Origin of the sequence: Caballeronia sp. LZ034LL (assembly GCF_031451215.1) — a bacterium.
Lineage (GTDB): Bacteria > Pseudomonadota > Gammaproteobacteria > Burkholderiales > Burkholderiaceae > Caballeronia.
Map to the genome: position 1 here is coordinate 160,230 of NZ_JARUXR010000001.1, position 18,022 is coordinate 178,251.

Annotated in this window: 19 protein-coding genes; 13 read left to right on the forward strand and 6 right to left on the reverse strand. The window is 64.7% G+C overall.

All coding sequences use genetic code 11. From position 1 onward, the window contains the following. Positions 1-251 precede the first annotated feature (251 nt). A complete protein-coding gene (locus QCE83_RS00780) occupies positions 252-701 on the forward strand; it encodes a hypothetical protein (protein WP_309807073.1) in 450 nt (149 codons plus the stop codon). Between the two features lie 377 nt (positions 702-1,078). Here QCE83_RS00780 and QCE83_RS00785 read toward each other — a convergent pair whose 3' ends face one another. Continuing rightward, a complete protein-coding gene (locus QCE83_RS00785) occupies positions 1,079-2,623 on the reverse strand; it encodes a YifB family Mg chelatase-like AAA ATPase (protein ID WP_309807074.1) in 1,545 nt (514 codons plus the stop codon). Between the two features lie 94 nt (positions 2,624-2,717). Then, on the reverse strand, positions 2,718-2,987 hold the full coding sequence (locus tag QCE83_RS00790; protein ID WP_309807075.1) for an accessory factor UbiK family protein: 270 nt from the start codon (positions 2,985-2,987) through the stop codon (positions 2,718-2,720). A 444-nt stretch (positions 2,988-3,431) separates the two neighbouring features. Here QCE83_RS00790 and QCE83_RS00795 point away from each other — a divergent pair, with 444 nt between their 5' ends. From QCE83_RS00795 to ptsP, 7 genes are all read left to right on the forward strand, one after another. Further along, positions 3,432-3,770 (forward strand): P-II family nitrogen regulator, encoded by a 339-nt coding sequence (locus QCE83_RS00795; protein ID WP_014190273.1) that lies wholly within the window; start codon positions 3,432-3,434, stop codon positions 3,768-3,770. A 31-nt stretch (positions 3,771-3,801) separates the two neighbouring features. Further along, positions 3,802-5,268 carry an ammonium transporter gene (locus QCE83_RS00800; protein ID WP_309807076.1) on the forward strand — a complete coding sequence of 489 codons (1,467 nt, stop codon included), beginning with the start codon at positions 3,802-3,804 and terminating at the stop codon, positions 5,266-5,268. A 313-nt stretch (positions 5,269-5,581) separates the two neighbouring features. Further along, positions 5,582-6,871 carry a glutamate--cysteine ligase gene (gene gshA, locus QCE83_RS00805; protein ID WP_309807077.1) on the forward strand — a complete coding sequence of 430 codons (1,290 nt, stop codon included), beginning with the start codon at positions 5,582-5,584 and terminating at the stop codon, positions 6,869-6,871. A gap of 52 nt (positions 6,872-6,923) precedes the next feature. Next, positions 6,924-7,880, forward strand: a complete 957-nt coding sequence (gshB, locus tag QCE83_RS00810; RefSeq protein ID WP_309807078.1) for a glutathione synthase — start codon at positions 6,924-6,926, stop codon at positions 7,878-7,880. Positions 7,881-8,145: 265 nt separating this feature from the next. Beyond that, positions 8,146-8,637 carry a PTS sugar transporter subunit IIB gene (locus tag QCE83_RS00815; protein ID WP_309807079.1) on the forward strand — a complete coding sequence of 164 codons (492 nt, stop codon included), beginning with the start codon at positions 8,146-8,148 and terminating at the stop codon, positions 8,635-8,637. A gap of 36 nt (positions 8,638-8,673) precedes the next feature. Then, the gene (locus QCE83_RS00820; protein ID WP_008351787.1) at positions 8,674-8,943 is read left to right on the forward strand and encodes an HPr family phosphocarrier protein; all 270 of its coding nucleotides are present in this window, start codon (positions 8,674-8,676) and stop codon (positions 8,941-8,943) included. A gap of 232 nt (positions 8,944-9,175) precedes the next feature. Beyond that, complete coding sequence (gene ptsP, locus QCE83_RS00825; protein ID WP_309807080.1) at positions 9,176-10,936, forward strand: phosphoenolpyruvate--protein phosphotransferase; 1,761 nt, start codon at positions 9,176-9,178, stop codon at positions 10,934-10,936. A gap of 6 nt (positions 10,937-10,942) precedes the next feature. Here ptsP and QCE83_RS00830 read toward each other — a convergent pair whose 3' ends face one another. From QCE83_RS00830 to gpmA, 3 genes are all read right to left on the reverse strand, one after another. Beyond that, positions 10,943-11,701, reverse strand: a complete 759-nt coding sequence (locus QCE83_RS00830) for a molybdopterin-synthase adenylyltransferase MoeB (protein WP_309807081.1) — start codon at positions 11,699-11,701, stop codon at positions 10,943-10,945. 147 nt (positions 11,702-11,848) lie between these two features. Next, a complete protein-coding gene (locus QCE83_RS00835; protein ID WP_309807082.1) occupies positions 11,849-13,432 on the reverse strand; it encodes a S41 family peptidase in 1,584 nt (527 codons plus the stop codon). Between the two features lie 325 nt (positions 13,433-13,757). Further along, a complete protein-coding gene (gene gpmA / locus QCE83_RS00840) occupies positions 13,758-14,504 on the reverse strand; it encodes a 2,3-diphosphoglycerate-dependent phosphoglycerate mutase (RefSeq protein ID WP_309807083.1) in 747 nt (248 codons plus the stop codon). A gap of 183 nt (positions 14,505-14,687) precedes the next feature. On the opposite strand from gpmA, the gene QCE83_RS00845 reads away from it, so the two are divergent. From QCE83_RS00845 to QCE83_RS00865, 5 genes are all read left to right on the forward strand, one after another. Continuing rightward, positions 14,688-15,113, forward strand: a complete 426-nt coding sequence (locus QCE83_RS00845) for a rhodanese-like domain-containing protein (RefSeq protein WP_309807084.1) — start codon at positions 14,688-14,690, stop codon at positions 15,111-15,113. Next, complete coding sequence (gene grxC, locus QCE83_RS00850) at positions 15,110-15,370, forward strand: glutaredoxin 3 (protein WP_309807085.1); 261 nt, start codon at positions 15,110-15,112, stop codon at positions 15,368-15,370. Before QCE83_RS00845 ends, grxC begins: the two co-directional genes overlap by 4 nt. Positions 15,371-15,441: 71 nt before the next feature. Continuing rightward, entirely contained in the window at positions 15,442-15,912 is a 471-nt protein-coding gene (gene secB / locus QCE83_RS00855) for a protein-export chaperone SecB (protein WP_309807086.1), read from the forward strand. A gap of 33 nt (positions 15,913-15,945) precedes the next feature. Further along, positions 15,946-16,944 (forward strand): NAD(P)H-dependent glycerol-3-phosphate dehydrogenase, encoded by a 999-nt coding sequence (locus tag QCE83_RS00860; RefSeq protein ID WP_309807087.1) that lies wholly within the window; start codon positions 15,946-15,948, stop codon positions 16,942-16,944. A gap of 64 nt (positions 16,945-17,008) precedes the next feature. Beyond that, entirely contained in the window at positions 17,009-17,563 is a 555-nt protein-coding gene (locus QCE83_RS00865) for an O-acetyl-ADP-ribose deacetylase (RefSeq protein WP_309807088.1), read from the forward strand. Here QCE83_RS00865 and trmL read toward each other — a convergent pair. Continuing rightward, positions 17,536-18,006, reverse strand: a complete 471-nt coding sequence (trmL, locus tag QCE83_RS00870; RefSeq protein WP_309807090.1) for a tRNA (uridine(34)/cytosine(34)/5-carboxymethylaminomethyluridine(34)-2'-O)-methyltransferase TrmL — start codon at positions 18,004-18,006, stop codon at positions 17,536-17,538. The two genes, QCE83_RS00865 and trmL, sit on opposite strands and share 28 nt — an antisense overlap. Between the last annotated feature and the right edge of the window lie 16 nt (positions 18,007-18,022).

Here is an 18,022-nt window from a genome sequence, read left to right on the forward strand (position 1 = left end):
GCGCCGTTTTCGGGATGGAGTCGTGACGCGCCGATAGGCCGGGAATCAGCGCGAGATAATGATGGTTTTCACGCACGAGTCTCCACGAGTCTTCCATGAAGCGAGTTTTCCCTCTGTCCGGCAGGTTTTCTCTTTCGAATTTCTGTTATACGAATCTCTTCGCTGCCCGGACGATGCGCGCCGTGGTGTGCGCTTCTGTCGCATGCGGCGCGCTGCTGGCCTGCACGCCGGCCTACGACTGGCGCACCATCATGAACAACGACGATGGCTACGAAGTCACCCTGCCCGCGAAGCCGCGGTCGGACGAACGCAAGATTGAAATTGCCGGCCAGGCCATGACGATGCGCATGCAGACCGCCGAGGCCAACGACGCCGTGTTCGCCGTCGGCACCGTGGTGCTGCCGAGCTCGGATCCTGCGCTGCAGCGCGCCGCGCTGGACTTTCTTCAGGCCGGACTGGCGCGCAACGTGAACGCCCGGCCCGCCACGCGCGACGCGCAAATCGACCTCGCCATGGGCGGACACGTCCCCGGAAGCGAGATCGAAGTGCAGGGCGAGAGCGGGGCCAAGCGCGAGGCGCGGACCATTCACGCCCGTTTCGTGGCGCGCGGCGCCCACGTCTATCAAGTTGCGATCGTCGGGGACAAAATGCCGCCGGCCGAGCAGTCAGATCAGTTCTTTTCGTCGTTCAAGCTGTTTTAGAGGGAACCCTCGAATTCAGCATCCGCTGACATCGGAGGCGGCTTGGTTCCACTTCCGGACCGAAGGTTCCGTCGCAGGTTTGGAAGCTAATCGACGGATTCATATAGGTTTTTCAGACTATCCACAGTGTCTGTGGATAACTATGTGGAAAAGACCGAGCGTTTACGCGCGCATGCCCAATTCATACGGTTTACGTTACTTTGCCCGCGTTCTTGGCAAGTTAAATAATTCAATAAAATCAACACTCTGTGGATTAACGTGCTTTCAGGGGTTTGATCAGGTGAAAATCGGTCCCGGATCGCCCGAATGTGCATAAGTCAAGTCTTGACAAGCATGTTTCTGCCTCGCGAGGCCTGAACCAGAGCGTTTCAGCGGGTTCAGGCCAGCGAAAGGGCGCGCCGGTATTGCACTGCTTCGGCCACATGCGCGGCGTCGGGCCGGTCGGCGCCGGCCAGATCGGCGATCGTCCGCACGACTTTCAACACGCGGTAGTACGCACGGGCCGACCATCCGAACCGTTCGCCGGCCGTGCGAAGCAGCGCTTCGCCGTCGGCGTCGGGGCGGCAGAACGCGTCGGCTTCGCGGCCGCTCAGTTCGCGGTTGGTCTTCCCCTGGCGACGCAACTGGATCTCGCGGGCCGCCGCCACGCGTGCCGCCACCACGGCGCTGGATTCCCCGCGCGTAGTTCTTCGCGCCGACAATTCCGCCGGCGACAGCGCGGGCAGCTCGATCTGAATGTCGATGCGGTCCATCAACGGCCCCGACAGCTTGCGCAGATAGCGCGTGGCGACGTCCGGCGAGCAGCGGCAGCGTCCGCTCGGATCGCCGCGCCAGCCGCAAGGGCAGGGATTCATCGCCGCGATCAGCTGGCATGCGGCGGGAAAGTCGGCCTGCTGGGCGGCGCGCGAGATGGTGATGTGCCCGACTTCGAGGGGCTCGCGCAGGGTTTCGAGCACCTTGCGGTCGAACTCGGGAATTTCATCGAGGAACAGCACACCGAGATGGGCGAGCGTGATCTCGCCCGGCTGCGGCGGATTGCGGCCGCCCACGAGCGCAGCCGAACTGGACGAGTGATGCGGCGCGCGAAACGGCCGTTGCCGCCACTGCTCGGGTGCAAAGCCGATCGAACTGGCGGAAAGAATCGCGGCGGAGGTGAGCGCTTCGTCGTCGCTCATCGGCGGCAGGAGGCCGGGCAGACGGGCGGCGAGCATCGACTTGCCCGCGCCGGGCGGTCCCACCATCAGCAGATGATGTCCGCCGGCCGCGGCCACTTCGAGCGCGCGGCGGGCGGCCGGGTGACCGATGACGTCGGCGAGGTCGGGACCGGGTGCCGCCGTCTGTTCGAGCGATGCCGCCTGCACCGGACGCAGGCGCGCGCCGGGCACGCCGTTCAGGTGCGCGCAAAGCGCGGGCAAGTCAGCGGCGCCGAACACCTCGATGCCCGGCACGAGCGCCGCTTCCGCCGCGCTCGCGAGCGGCACATAGATTTCCGGCACGCGTTCGCCCCGCTCGTGTGCGGACGCATGCTGGCGCGCGGCGCCGCAGACCATGGCGAAGGCGCCGCGCATCGGGCGCAGCGCGCCGGTGAGCGACAGCTCGCCCGCGAACTCGCGGGATTCGAGCGATTCAACGGGAATCTGGCCGCTGGCGGCGAGAATGCCGAGCGCGATCGGCAGGTCGAAGCGGCCCGTCTCCTTCGGGAGATCGGCGGGCGCGAGATTGACGGTGATCCTGCGTACGGGAAAGTCGAAGCCGCAGTTCTGCAGCGCGGCGCGCACGCGCTCGCGGCTTTCGCGGACTTCGAGATCGGGCAGACCGACGATGGAGAACGACGGCAACCCGTTGGCGAGATGGACTTCGACGACGACTTCCGGCGCGCGCCCAGGAGCGGGCGCGCGGCTGCGTACCACGGCAAGCGACATGATTTCACCTGAAACGGCGCGGCACACGCGCCGGCAACACATCTGGGAACTGACGGCTCGCTGGCCGGGATACGCGGATGAGGAGTGAGGAGCCTCAGTCCTGCGCGGTACTGCCTCCACCCCCGCCGGCAAGACGCTGCTCGAGTTGCGCGACGCGCTTCTCGAGTTCTTCCAGCCGCGCGCGCGTGCGCATCAGCACCTGCGTCTGCGTGTCGAATTCCTCGCGGGTCACGAGATCAAGCTTCGAAAAGCCCTGCGACAGCATGGCCTTCATGTTCCGTTCGACGTCCTTGGCCGGCGAATTCTTGAAGAGATCGCTCATCTTCTGCTGCAGATCGTTGAAAACGTCGTTGGGCTGTTTCATCGTTGCTCCCTTCTTTGCACAGAAATAGTGCATTCATTGTTAGGTCAGTGCCCCGAATAATCGAATGGTCGATTTTGGTGCGTGCCGGCTTTCACGCCGCCACGCCTCGGCGCACCTTCAAGGCGCCGCGATTTTAGCGCCGCAGTGCCTCGCGTATCCCGCCCGTGCCCCTTTTTGCGGGACTTCGAGGCCACTCTAGCAATGAACCCACCTCGACGCCAGCAGGCGCGGCGCGCGCTGGCCGTTCGGCCGAGACTTTGCCCTCGCGTTTCGAAAAATCGCGCAAACCCGCATGAACACTCGCATGGCATACGAGTTGCATAACTGGCGCGACCTTTTCGGCACGCTGCTCCCGGCGGCGTGGACCTGCGGACATGGCGGTAACACCCGGCGCATCCCGCTTCAGAAGGCAACGAAGGATCAGCACACCACCTCGAGGGATACATGAAGCTCATTACCGCAATCATCAAGCCGTTCAAGCTGGACGAAGCGCGCGAAGCGCTCTCGGCCATCGGCGTCTCGGGCATCACGGTGACCGAGGTGAAAGGCTTCGGCCGGCAGAAGGGCCACACCGAGCTTTACCGTGGCGCGGAATACGTCGTCGACTTCCTGCCGAAAGTGAAGATCGAGGCCGCCGTGTCGGACGACATCGTCGACCAGGCGATAGAAGCCGTCGAACGCGCCGCGCGCACCGGCAAGATCGGCGACGGCAAGATCTTCGTCACCGCAATCGAACAAGTTATCCGCATCCGCACCGGCGAGACCGGCGCCGACGCGCTCTAAGAAGAAATTGGCGATAAGAGGAACCAGAAGAATGCGTAATTTTTTGATGTCACTGATGGTGGCGGGCGCGCTGATCGGCGCGAATGTCGGCACCGCTCTCGCGCAGGACGCGTCGGCTCCGGCCGCGACCTCGGCTCCCGCGTCGTCGGACACCGCCGCCAGCGCACCGGCTTCCGCCAACACCGCGATGGCCTCGTCGGCTGAAGCGGCCGCGGCGGCTTCCGGCGCCTCGGACGCCGCACCTGCCGCGCCGACCGAACCGTTCATGGTCGATTCGTCGAAGATCAGCGCGGGCGACACCGCGTGGATGCTGACTTCGGTGGCCCTCGTGCTGTTCATGACGATTCCGGGCCTCGCGCTGTTCTACGCCGGCATGGTCCGCAAGAAGAACGTGCTCGCGACCGTGATGCAGAGCTTCGCGATCTGCTGCCTGATCACGATCATCTGGACCGTGGTCGGCTACAGCATCGCGTTCACGCCGGGCGGCTCGTTCCTGGGCGGGTTCTCGCGCGTGTTCCTGCACGGCATGGCCTACATCAAGGGCGACAAGGCAACGACGCTCACCGTGAGCCACCTCGCCTCGACGATTCCGGAGTCGGTCTACTTCGCGTTCCAGCTGACCTTCGCGATCATCACGCCGGCGCTCATCACCGGTGCGTTTGCGGACCGCATGAAGTTCTCGGCGATGCTCGTGTTCATGACGCTGTGGTCGCTGATCGTCTACTCGCCGATCGCCCACATGGTCTGGGAACCGACCGGCTGGCTCGCGTCGGCGGGCGTGCTCGACTTCGCCGGCGGCACCGTGGTCCACATCAACGCCGGTATCGCGGGCCTGATGTGCTGTCTGGTGCTCGGCAAGCGCGTCGGCTACGGCCGCGAAGTGATGGCGCCGCACAACCTGGTGCTGTCGCTGATCGGCGCATCGATGCTGTGGGTGGGCTGGTTCGGCTTCAACGCGGGTTCGGCGGTCGCGGCTGACGGCCGTGCCGGCTTCGCGATGCTCACGACGCAGATCGCCACCGCCTTCGCCGCCTTCGGCTGGATGTTCGCGGAGTGGATTACCAAGGGCAAGCCGTCCGTGCTGGGCATCATCTCGGGCGCGGTTGCCGGCCTGGTGGCGGTGACGCCGGCATCGGGCTTCGTCGGCGTGACGGGCGCGATCGTGATCGGCATCGTGGCCGGCGTGGTCTGCTTCTGGTCGGCCACCTGGCTCAAGCACAAGTTCAACTACGACGACTCGCTCGATGCGTTCGGCGTGCACGGCGTGGGCGGCATCATCGGCGCGTTGCTGACGGGCGTGTTCGCGGTGAAGGACATCGGCGGCTTCGACGGCAGCCTGCTGGTCCAGGCCAAGGGCGTGCTCGTCACGCTGATCTACAGCGGCGTGGTGAGCTTCATCCTGCTGAAGGTCATCGACATGACCATGGGCCTGCGCGTCACCGAAGAACAGGAACGCGAGGGTCTCGACGTTACGTTGCACGGCGAACACGTCGAGTAAGAACGAGGTTTGCCGGACGTCGCGAGAGGGCGTCCGGCCAGCGCGAAGGTATGAGCGCAGCGACTTTGCCCGCCTGTTCCGGCGGGCATTTTTTTGCCTGGAGCGCGCGTCGGGGTTTCGTCCATGGGAGCGGGGCGGATCGTGGCGCATCGGGCCCGGAAGGCCGACGCATCAAGCCCGGGAAACCTTGCCAATTGCCGGTTCATCCCCAATTGGGCAAGGCAATTGCTCTACAATCTTCGCTCCCCTGTATCCGGCCGGCGGGGGCTTGAGCGCCTTTCCGGTCACATGCAAAACGCACTGCGAGTACTACATGGTTCCGCATTTAGTCACGGCGTTGAATGGCCCGCTGCTCGACCTCGAGCGGAAAATCCTCGAGGCCATGCCCGCCATCGAACGGTGGTTCCGGCTCGAATGGCAGGAGCACACGCCGCCGTTTTACTGTTCGGTCGACCTGCGCAACGCGGGGTTCAAGCTCGCGCCCGTCGACACCAACCTGTTCCCCGGCGGCTTCAACAATCTCCCGCAAGAAGTGCTGCCGCTGGCGGTGCAGGCGGCGATGGCGTCGATCGAGAAAATCTGTCCGGACGCGAAGAATCTGCTCGTGATTCCCGAGCGCCACACGCGCAACGCGTTCTATCTGGAGAACGTCGCGCGTCTCGCGCTCATCATGCGTCAGGCCGGGCTCAACATCCGCTTCGGCACGCTCGATGAAAACATTCATGGTCCGGTGACCATCGCGCTCGCGGACGGCCAGAAGATCGTGCTCGAACCGCTCGAACGCACGCCGCGCCGTCTGGGCCTGAAGAATTTCGACCCGTGCTCGATCCTGCTCAACAACGATCTCTCGGCCGGCATCCCGCCCGTGCTGGAGAACCTGCACGAGCAGTACCTGCTGCCGCCGCTGCACGCGGGCTGGGCGGTGCGGCGCAAGTCGACGCACTTTTCCTGCTATGACGACGTCGCGAAGAAGTTCTCGAAGCTGGTCGAGATCGATCCGTGGATGGTGAATCCGTACTTCGCGCACGTGGAAGGCGTGGATTACGAGGCGCGAACCGGCGAGGAAGCGCTCGCCGACGCCATCGACGGCGTGCTCAAGAAGATCGCGAAGAAGTATCGCGAGTACGGCATCAGCGAGAAGCCGTACGTGGTCATCAAGGCGGATGCCGGCACCTACGGCAAGGGCGTGATGACGGTGCACGACGCCAGCGAGGTCGCGGCGCTGACCAAGCGCGAGCGCGTCCGCATGAACGACGCGAAGGAAGGCTTGCAGGTGCATGACGTGATCGTGCAGGAAGGCGTGCACACCTTCGAGCGCGTCGAGAACGCGGTGGCCGAGCCGGTCGTGTACATGATCGACCGCTATGTGGTCGGCGGCTTCTACCGCGTGCACGAATCGCGCGAGCGCGACCAGAACCTCAACGCGCCGGGCATGCATTTCGTGCCGCTCGGCTTCGAGCACACGGCGCTGCCGGACACTCACGCGAAGCCCGGCGCCGCGCCGCCGAACCGCTTCTACATGTATGGCGTGGTGGCGCGGCTGGGGCTCCTGGCCGCATCGGTCGAGCTGGAAAAGACCGACCCGGAAGCCATTCAGGTGTGATCGGGCGGCTTGCGGTAAGCTCGCAGGCCGCGCACCGAACCCGCAAATCGTCATGAACATTCTCTTTATCGCCGACCCGCTCGACCGCTTCAAGATCTACAAGGACACGACCTACGCGATGATGGCCGAAGCCGCGCGGCGCGGCCACGTGCTGTACGCGTGCGAGCCGCAGCATCTCGCGTGGACCGGCACGAAGGTCGAGGCGGGCGTGCGGCGCATTGCGATCGTCGGTGACGAGGCGAACAGTGACCGCTGGCCGTGGTTCGCGGCCGAACAGGCCGAGCATCTCGCGCTCACCCATTTCGATGCGGTGCTGATGCGCAAGGATCCGCCCTTCGACATGGAGTATGTGAACGCCACGTGGCTGCTGGAGATCGCCGAGCGCAACGGCGCGCGCGTCTTCAACAAACCGCAGGCGATTCGCGATCACTCGGAGAAGCTCGCCATCGCGGAATGGCCGCAGTTCGTCACGCCTACTCTGGTCACCCGCGACGCCGCACGGCTACGCGCGTTCCACGCCGAGCATGGCGACGTCATCCTGAAACCGCTCGACGGCATGGGCGGCATGGGCGTGTTCCGCGTGAAGGCGGACGGCATGAATCTCGGGTCGATCGTCGAGATGCTGTCGGAGGACGGCGCGCGCACGGTGATGGCGCAGCGCTTCATTCCCGAGATCAAGGACGGCGACAAGCGCATTCTGGTGATCGGCGGCCAGCCGGTGCCTTACTCGCTCGCGCGCATTCCGCAGGGCAGCGAAGTGCGCGGCAATCTGGCGGCGGGCGGGCTCGGCCGCGCGCAGCCGCTGTCGGCGCGCGATCGCGAAATCGCGGAAACGCTCGGGCCGGTGCTGCAGGAACGCGGCCTGTTGCTCGCGGGTCTGGACGCCATCGGCGACTATCTCACCGAGGTCAACGTCACGAGCCCCACGTGCTTCCGCGAAATCATGGATCAGACGGGCTTCGACGTCGCGGGCATGTTCATCGACGCACTGGAGCGCGCGGTTCACTGAGCGGGATACCGTGGTGGAACGGGTGGGCAGCGGCCAGAAACGAGTCGGGAGAGACTGTTACAATTGGTTCCCCTGCGCTTTAAAGCTGTCTTAAGCCAGCACGCGCAGGGTGATGTAACAGTATCGAAGCAACGGGCGCGTGGATTGCATGCTCGTTGATATTCGCAGTCTTGAGCCCATTTGGGTGATATGGCCGCGCCGCTCGCGCGCTTTCGAGCGAACTCTGACGATTCCGTCTGATTTTTGCTGAGATGGCATTCCTGACATGGCTGGCATTCTGATCATCGCGCACGCACCTTTCGCCACCGCGCTACGCGAGTGTATTGCTCATATCTACGGTGGTTTGCCCGCGCGCATCGGCGTCATCGATGTCACGCCGGACTGCGATCCGGTCGAGGTGCGGGCCTTCGCGCGGTCGGAGATCGATCGTCTGAAGGAAGACAACGGTGCGATCGTGCTGACGGACGTTTTCGGTGCGACGCCGGCGAACATCGCCGCCAGCCTGCACGATTCCGACGTGCGCGTGCTCGCCGGCTGCAACCTGCCGATGCTCGTGCGCGCCGTCTGCTACCGCGCCACGCCGCTCGACACGCTCACTGAAAAGATTCTCCAGGGCGGCTCGAAGGGCATCCAGGAGCTGGACGCATCCACGCCGATGAACCCCTGCGCGCTCGCCGCCAAAGCCGCCGGTTCGCCCGATCCGGCCTGTTCCGCGAGCGCCGATCTCGAGAACGCCAAGGCCGCCGCCAGCCACTGACGCCGCTCACTTTTTCTACCTAGCGTTCGGAGCATCATGCTGCAACAAGAAACAACAATCGTGAACAAGCTGGGTCTCCACGCACGCGCTTCGGCGAAGCTCACGCAACTGGCGGGCAACTTTCAATGTGAGATCTGGATGAGCCGGAACGGCCGCCGGATCAATGCCAAGAGCATCATGGGCGTGATGATGCTGGCGGCGGGGATCGGCAGCACGGTCACCATCGAGACCGAAGGCGCCGACGAAGCCGAAGCCATGCAGGCCATCCTGGCGCTGATCGCCGACAAATTCGGGGAAGGTCAGTAACACGCTTTCACCCGTCATGGAAATATCCGAAAGAAGATCCGAAAAAGCCGCGCACCGTCGCGGCTTTTTTGCATCTGCGCCGTTTGCAGCAACGACGCCACAACCGTGCCGGCCTTGCTGCGACCCGCTGTTCCGGGACTGGACAGCAGTTTCGAATTTATAATGAGCGAGCGGCTGGCGCCCACCGAGGGGCGCTCGAGGGGCTGCGACATCACAACTAGAGGAGGTGCGCGTGTCGTTCACGCTGCATGGAATTCCCGTCTCGCGCGGCATTGCCATCGGACGCGCCTATCTGATCGCGCCGGCGGCGCTCGACGTGGCGCATTACCTGATCGACCCCGATCAGATCGACGCGGAAATCGAACGGTTTCTTGCGGCGCAGGCCGCTGTCGTCGCGGAACTCGCGGAACTGCGCAGCGACCTCGCCGCCGATGCGCCCAGCGAAATGGGCGCCTTCATCGATGTCCATACCATGATCCTGAACGACGCCATGCTCGTGCAGGAAACCATCGACCTCATCCGTACACGCCGCTACAACGTCGAGTGGGCGCTGACCGAACAACTGGATATTCTCGGCGGCTATTTCGACGACATCGAAGACGAATATCTGCGCGAGCGCAAGGCAGACATCGAGCAGGTGGTCGAACGGCTGCTGAAGGCGCTGGCCGGCGCGCCCACCGCTGCTTCGCTGGTCGTGCATACGGCCGCGAGCAACGGTCACAACGAAATGATTGTCGTCGCGCACGATATCGCGCCGGCCGACATGCTCCAGTTCAAGACGCAGGCGTTCAAGGGCTTCGTGACGGATCTCGGCGGGCGCACGTCGCATACGGCGATCGTCGCGCGCAGTCTGGGGATTCCGGCGTCGGTCGGCGTGCAGCAGGCGAGCGTGCTGATCCGTCAGAACGATCTGATCATCGTCGACGGCGACCATGGCATCGTGATCGTCGATCCGGCGCCGATCGTCCTCGAAGAGTATTCCTATCGCCAGAGCGAAAAGCAGCTGGAACAGCGCAAGCTCCAGCGCCTCAAGTTCTCGCCGACCCAGACGCTGTGCGGCACGAAGATCGAGCTGTGCGCGAACATCGAATTGCCGGAGGACGCGAAGGTCGCCGTGGAGGCAGGCGCAATGGGCGTCGGCCTGTTCCGCACCGAGTTCCTCTTCATGAATCACAAGAACCGGCTGCCGGAAGAGGAGGAACAGTTCGAAGCGTACAAGCGCGCGGTCGAGCTGATGAACGGCAAACCCGTGACGATCCGCACGATCGACGTCGGCGCCGACAAGCCGCTCGATTCGATGAGCGGCGGCGACGGCTACGAAACCGCGCCGAACCCGGCGCTCGGCTTGCGTGCAATCCGCTGGAGCCTGTCCGAGCCGCAGATGTTCATGACGCAGCTGCGCGCGATCCTGCGTGCATCGGCGTTCGGCCCGACCAAGATCCTGATTCCGATGCTCGCGCACGCGCAGGAAATCGACCAGACGCTGGACCTGATCCGCGAGGCCAAGCGCCAGCTCGATGACGCGGGCATTGGCTACGACCGTCAGGTGCAGGTCGGCGCGATGATCGAGATTCCCGCTGCGGCCATTGCCGTGCGGCTGTTCCTGAGCCGGCTGGATTTTCTGTCGATCGGCACGAACGATTTGATCCAGTACACGCTCGCGATCGATCGCGCGGACAATGCCGTCGCGCATCTGTACGATCCGCTGCATCCGGCGGTGCTGAACCTGATCGCGTTCACCTTGCGCGAGGCGAAGCGCGCAGGCGTGCCGGTGTCGGTGTGCGGGGAAATGGCCGGCGATCCGTCGACCACGCGGCTGCTGCTCGGACTCGGGCTGACCGAGTTCTCGATGCATCCGAGCCAGTTGCTCGTGGTGAAGCAGGAGATCCTGCGTTCGAACCTGAAGGCGTTCGACAAGCCGGTCGCCGACGTGCTCGCGGCCTACGAGCCCAATGAACTGCTGGCCGCGCTCAACGTGCTGCAGAAGGTCTGAAGTTCTTCAAGCCTTGCGATGCGCGCCGCAGACCGGACAGTCCGGCTGTCGCGCGATCTTCATCGTGTTCCATTCCATGCGCAGCGAGTCGAGCATCATCAGCCGGCCCGCGAGCGTCTCGCCAAAGCCGCCGATCACGCGCAGCGCTTCCGCCGCCTGCATCGCGCCGATGATGCCGACCGTCGGCGCGAACACGCCCATCGTCGAGCAGGCGACTTCCTCGAACGCCTGGTCCGGCGGAAACACACACGCGTAGCAAGGCGAGTCCGGCGAGCGCAGATCGAAGGTGCTGATCTGGCCGTCGAAACGCAGCGCCGCGCCCGACACGAGCGGCACCTTGTGCTCGACGCAGGCCGCGTTGATGGCGTGGCGCGTGGCGAAGTTGTCGCTGCAATCGAGCACGACCGAGGCGCCGGGCACATTGAGCGCGAGCCACGCAGCGTCGGCGCGCGCGTTCACCGCAATGACGTTCACCTCCGGATTGAGCGCGTTCAGCGTCTCACGCGCCGATTCCACCTTGGGCGTTCCGACCGAGCGCGTCATGTGCACGATCTGCCGTTGCAGGTTGGTGAGGTCGACGGTATCGGCATCGACCAGCGTGATCCTGCCGACGCCTGCCGCCGCCAGATACATCGCCGCGGGCGCGCCCAGACCACCCGCGCCGACGATGAGCGCATGCGCATCGAGGAAGCGCTGCTGCGCCTCGATGCCGATCTCATCGACGAGAATATGGCGGGAATAGCGGAGGAGTTGATCGTCGTTCATCGAGCTCGCGCTGTGGAATGCGCTGTGAGTGCCGCGAAGGGACGCCGGTGAGAACGGCGCGCTGGAACCGGATATTTTAAGCGCACCAAAGACGAAGGGCTTCGCGGCGCGATGCCGCGAAGCCCTTCGTGTACGACGCTGACTCGCTTACTTCGACTGCTGCGCGGTCGGCGAAGAGGCAGGCTGCGCACCCGACGCCGGCGCGGAGCCCGGCGTGGCCGGCAGTGCCGGCGGCGCGACGACCGGCGCCGAAGCCGAACGTCCCGGCTTGTTCTGCGCGAGCTTGCGTTCGCTGTACGACTTCGACTCGACCACCGTCTTGCCTTCCAGCTTGTTCAGAGCCTGTTGCAGCATGAAGTCGTCCGAGCTGCCGAACTCGACCGGCTTGCGCTCGCGATCCTTGCGGCGCTGCTCGGGGGTCTTCTTGTCGTTCTGCTCTTCGAGAATGCGCAGTTGCTCGAGACGGTCCGCCTCGCGTTGCTCCTGCTCCTTCTTCTCGTTCGGATCCTGCGTGTTCGCGAGGTGGTTCGAGTAATCCACTTCGCGCGTGACGAGCGCGTCGTCCGGATCGCCGTCCGCGTACTGGTCGACCGGCACGTCAGGACGCACGCCCTGGTTCTGGATCGACTTGCCGCTCGGCGTGTAGTAGTACGCCGTGGTGAGACGCAGCGCGGTGTCCGCGGTCATCGGGCGCACGGTCTGCACCGAGCCCTTGCCGAACGTGGTCTTGCCGACGATCAGCGCGCGGTGATGATCCTGCAGCGCACCCGCGACGATTTCCGACGCCGACGCCGAGTAGGCGTTGGTCAGCACGACCATCGGCACCTTCTTGAAGATTTCCGGCACGTTCTTCAACGGGTCGGAATCGAAGGACGGCAGACGGTAGTTGTCATAGGTGTCGCGGAAGGTCTGCTTCGCGTCCGCGATCTGGCCGTTCGTGGAGACGACCACGGAGTTGTCCGGCAGGAACGCGCCCGCAACGCCGACCGCGCTTTGCAGCAGTCCGCCGCCGTTGTTGCGCAGGTCGAGCACGAGGCCCTTCAGGTTCGGTTGCTGGCGCGCGAGGTCTTGCAGCTTCGCGGCGAGGTCCGGCACCGTGCGTTCCTGGAAGCTCGTAATGCGGATGTAGCCATAACCCGGCTCGGCGATCTTCATCTTCACCGACTGCACGCGGATCACGGCGCGCGTGACGGTGAGCGGGAAGGTGCGGTCGTCGCTCTTGCGGAAGATGGTCAGCGTGACCTTGGTGCCCGGCTCGCCGCGCATCTGCTTGACGGCCTTGTCGAGCGTCATGCCGCGCACCGGCTTGTCGTTGATGCGCGTGATCAGGTCGCCCGGACGGATGCCGGCGCGGAACGCGGGCGTGTCTTCGATCGGCGAGATGACCTTGATGAGCCCGTCTTCCGACGAGATCTCGATGCCCAGCCCGGCGAAGCGGCCCTTGGTCTGTTCCTGGAGTTCCTCGTAGTCGGTCTTGTCGAGGTAGGACGAGTGCGGGTCGAGGCTCGACACCATGCCCTTGATGGCGGCGGTGAGGAGCTTCTTGTCATCGACGGGTTCGACGTATTCGTGCTTGATCTGACCGAAGACTTCGGCGAAGAGCCTCAGTTGGTCGAGCGGCAGAGGCGACGATGCGGCTTGTTGCGCGAAGGCAGAGATCTGCAGGGTTGCCAGTGCGCCGGCAGCAACGCCAACGGCGACCAGGCTGAAGTTTTTCAGGTTCTTTCGCATAGAGGGGGTGCGGTCGGAATCGGATGGGCTGCATCGTGGTGACGGGCCAGTATACCTGCTCGTCTCAAATGGCGACTTAATCGCAACTTAAATGCCCGGGGCTCGCATGCCCACCAGCAGGGGATGAGCCCGGTCATGGACGTTGCTGTCGATGCGGCCCGCGAGGCGTCAGCGGGGCGTCATATGCGGCAAGGGACGCGCCCCCCGAAAGTGCCTCTGCCTGCGCGATGGGCGCGACGCGAGCGACGCGAGCGATAAACGCGACGCGCAGGCCAGTTCGCGAGCGTCCGGCCGAAGCCGGGATGGCCGGCGAGCCCCGTGTGCGTCAGCCCGCCTTGCCCTGCTTGGCGACCGCGGCCTGCGCGGCGGCGATGGCTTCCGGATCGCCCAGGTAGTAATGCTTGATGGGCTTCAGTTCGCTGTCCAGTTCATAGACGAGCGGCACGCCGTTCGGAATGTTCAGCCCGACGATGTCCTGATCCGAAACGTTGTCGAGATACTTGACCAGCGCGCGGATGGAATTGCCGTGCGCCGAGATCACGACCTGCTTGCCCGACTTGATGGCCGGCGCAATGGATTCGTTCCAGATGGGCAGGACGCGCGCGACCGTGTCCTTCAGGCATTCGGTGAGCGGCAGTTGCTCGCGCGGCACCTTGGCGTAGCGCGGATCGTTGAACGACGCGCGCTCGTCCGACGGCTCCAGCGCGGGCGGCGGGGTGTCGTAGCTGCGGCGCCAGACGAGGACCTGATCATCGCCGTACTTCTTCGCGGTCTCGGCCTTGTTGAGGCCCGCGAGCGCGCCGTAGTGGCGTTCGTTCAGGCGCCACGAGTGCACGACCGGGATATACATCTGGTCCATTTCGTCCTGCACGTGCCACAGCGTGCGGATGGCGCGTTTCAGAACCGAGGTGTAGGCAATGTCGAACGCATAGCCTGCTTCCTTCAGCAGCACGCCGGCCTGGCGGGCTTCGCGCTTGCCTTGCTCGGTCAGGTCGACGTCGACCCAGCCGGTAAAGCGGTTTTCCTTGTTCCACGTCGATTCGCCGTGGCGGATGAGCACTAGCTTGTACATGATTTCGGTCGGTCAGTTGGAAAAGCGGGTGCGCCGATCGCACCCCGTCATCCTGCCTGCGCGCGCGTCGCGGCGCCATTGGCCGAATGGCAGAGGCCATCGCGGGAAACGGTTATTTTATAATGCCCCGATTGCCCTCATTTCTGTTTCTCCCTTTTTCACTCAATTTCGGCGGCCCTCGACGTGAAGTTTTTCACTGAATACCAGAACATCGCACTCATCGTCATCGCGCTCGTGTCCGGCGCGCTGCTCCTGTGGCCGGCCATCATGCGGCGCGGCCGGGGCGGCATTTCCGCCGCCGAGGCCACCACGCTGATCAACCGCCGCAACGCCGTCGTGGTGGACCTGCGGCCGGCCGCGGAATTCGCCAACGGCCACCTGCCGTCCGCGCGCAATCTCGAAGTCTCCGAGCTCCAAGCAAAAATTGGCCAGATCGCAAAGAATAAGAGTAATCCGGTCGTGCTCGTCTGCCAGACTGGTCAACAATCGCAACGTGCGAGCCGCAGCGTGTCCGAAGCAGGCTACGCCGAAGTCCATGTCCTGGAAGGCGGCGTCGATGCCTGGCAGAAAGCCGGCATGCCGGTGGTGAAACAAGGAGCAGTGAAGTGAAGAAAGTTGTCATGTACAGCACCGTCGTGTGCCCGTATTGCCAGATGGCCGAACGTCTTCTAAAGTCCCGCGGGGTCGAAGCCATCGAGAAGATCCTGATCGACCGCGAACCCGGCCGCCGCGAGGAAATGATGACGCGCACCGGCCGTCGCACCGTGCCGCAGGTGTATATCGGCGAAACGCACGTCGGCGGCTATGACGACCTTTCCGCGCTCGACCGCAAGGGCGGCCTCGTGCCGCTGCTCGAATCGGCCTGACGCAGCTCGCATTCCGGCGCGCGGTTCATCCTGACACCGCGCGTCCATACCGAATCACCTAGGAAATTACTATGTCCGACGAGAACAACCAGCCGTTTTTCAACATCCAGCGCATCTATCTGAAGGACATGTCGCTCGAGCAGCCGAATTCGCCGGCCATCTTCCTCGAGCAGGAAATGCCCTCGGTGGAAGTCGAAGTCGACGTGAAGGCCGACCGTCTCGCGGAAAGCGTGTTCGAAGTGCTGGTCACGGGCACCGTCACGGCCAAGGTCACGAGCAAGGTGGCGTTCCTGATCGAAGCGAAGCAGGCTGGCATCTTCGACATTCGCAACATTCCGGCTGAACAGATCGATCCGCTCGTCGGCATTGCGTGCCCCACCATCCTGTTCCCGTACCTGCGCTCGAATATCGCCGACGCCATCACGCGCGCCGGTTTCCCCCCCATTCACCTCGCGGAAATCAATTTCCAGGCGCTGTACGAACAACGCATGGCTCAGCTCGCCACCGCGCAGGAAGGCGCGGCGAACGGCGCCACGCATTAAATTCCCGCGACTTCTGCCGACCGGAGCCGGGCAATGAAAGTAGCCGTTCTCGGCGCCGGCGCGTGGGGCACCGCATTGGCGGGCCACCTCGCGGCGCGGCACGACACGACCTTGTGGGCGCGCGACGCCGCGCTCATCGAAACACTCTCCCGCACGCACGAAAACACGCGCTATCTGGCCGGCGTGAGCTTGCCTTCGTCGCTGGCGTTCGAGACGAATCTCGCCGCCGCGCTGCGGCACGCGTGCGCGGATGACGCGCTGTGCGTCGTCGCCGCACCGGTCGCGGGGCTGCGCCAGTTGTGCCGCGCCATGCATCAGGAAGGCATCGTTCCGGCGCATGTGGTGTGGCTCTGCAAGGGCTTCGAGGCCGACACGCAGTGCCTGCCCAATGAAGTCGTCGCGGCCGAACTGCCCGGGCACCGGAGCAACGGCACGCTGTCCGGCCCGAGCTTCGCGCGCGAAGTGGGGCAGGGCCTGCCGGTCGCGCTGACGGTTGCGAGCGCATCGGCGGAACTGGCCGCGCGCACGGTTTCGGCGTTTCATCACGGCGCCATGCGCATCTATACGGGCGACGATGTCATCGGCGTGGAAGTCGGCGGCGCGGTGAAGAACGTGCTCGCCATCGCCACCGGCATCTCAGACGGTCTCGGTCTCGGTTTGAACGCGCGCGCCGCGCTGGTCACGCGCGGGCTGGCCGAGATGTCGCGGCTGGGCGTCGCGCTCGGCGGGCGGGCGGAGACCTTCACGGGCCTGACCGGCCTGGGCGACCTGATCCTTACCGCGACGGGCGACCTGTCGCGCAACCGTACCGTCGGCGTGCAGCTGGCGAGCGGCCGCACGCTCGACGAGATTCTCACCGCGCTCGGCCACGTCGCGGAAGGCGTGCGTTGCGCACGCGCTGTCCTGTCGCTCGCGCAGTCGCGCGGCATCGAGATGCCGATCACGCAGGCGGTATGCCGTGTGCTTTTCGAGCAGATAGCGCCGCGCGATGCCGTGCAGGCGCTGCTCAATCGGGACGCGAAGGCGGAATAGGTCCGCGCAGGAGCGGACAGGCGCGTCTTCAACGTTCCTGAAGTCCCCGAACCGGAGGCGCGCCATGGCCCAGCTCGAAGCCCGAAAGGTCGACATCACGACGCTGCAAGTCGATGCCATCGTCAACGCGGCGAACAAATCGTTGCTGGGCGGCGGCGGTGTCGACGGTGCGATTCATCGCAAGGCGGGGAAGAATCTGCTGCGCGAATGCGAAACGCTCGGCCGCTGTGAAACCGGCGACGCGAAGCTCACCGCAGGCTATGACCTGCCGGCGAAACACGTGATTCACGCTGTCGGGCCGCGCTGGAGCGGCGGCAACAAGAACGAGCCCGAACTGCTTGCAAGCTGTTACCGGCGCGCGCTCGAACTGGCGGCTCAGGCCGGCTGCGAGTCGATCGCGTTCCCGGCCATCAGTTGCGGCATCTATCACTTTCCCGTCGAGCAGGCCGTGCCGATCGCCGTGCGCACAGTCATTCAAACCCTGCCCGCCGCGCCTGGCATCCAGCGCGTGATCTTCGCCTGCTTCCAGGACGACATGCTCGCGCGCTATCAGGCCGAACTCCAGGCCGCACTCCAGTCTCAACCCGACCCTCAGGCGCCGCCTTCGAAACCGGCCTGACGCCAGGCCTCGAACGTCACGATCGCCACCGTATTCGACAGGTTCAGGCTGCGGTTGCCGGGCCGCATCGGCAGGCGCACGCGCTGTTCGTTCGGAAAGCGTTCCAGCAGCTCAGGCGCGAGTCCGCGCGTTTCGGCGCCGAACACGAACCAGTCGCCGGGTCTGAATGCGTGATCGAAGAACGGCGTCGAGCCGCGCGTCGTGAACGCGAACATGCGCGCCGTGTCCGGCGCTTCCTTCCCGATGAACGCGTCCCAACTGGCATGCACGTTCATCTCGGCATACTCGTGATAATCGAGGCCGGCGCGGCGCATCTTGGTGTCGTCGAGCGGGAAGCCGAGCGGCTCGATCAGATGCAGCCGCGCCCCGGTGTTGGCGCACAAGCGGATCACGTTGCCGGTGTTCGGCGGAATTTCGGGTTCGACGAGTACGACGTTGAACATGACAGTCTGAAGATGA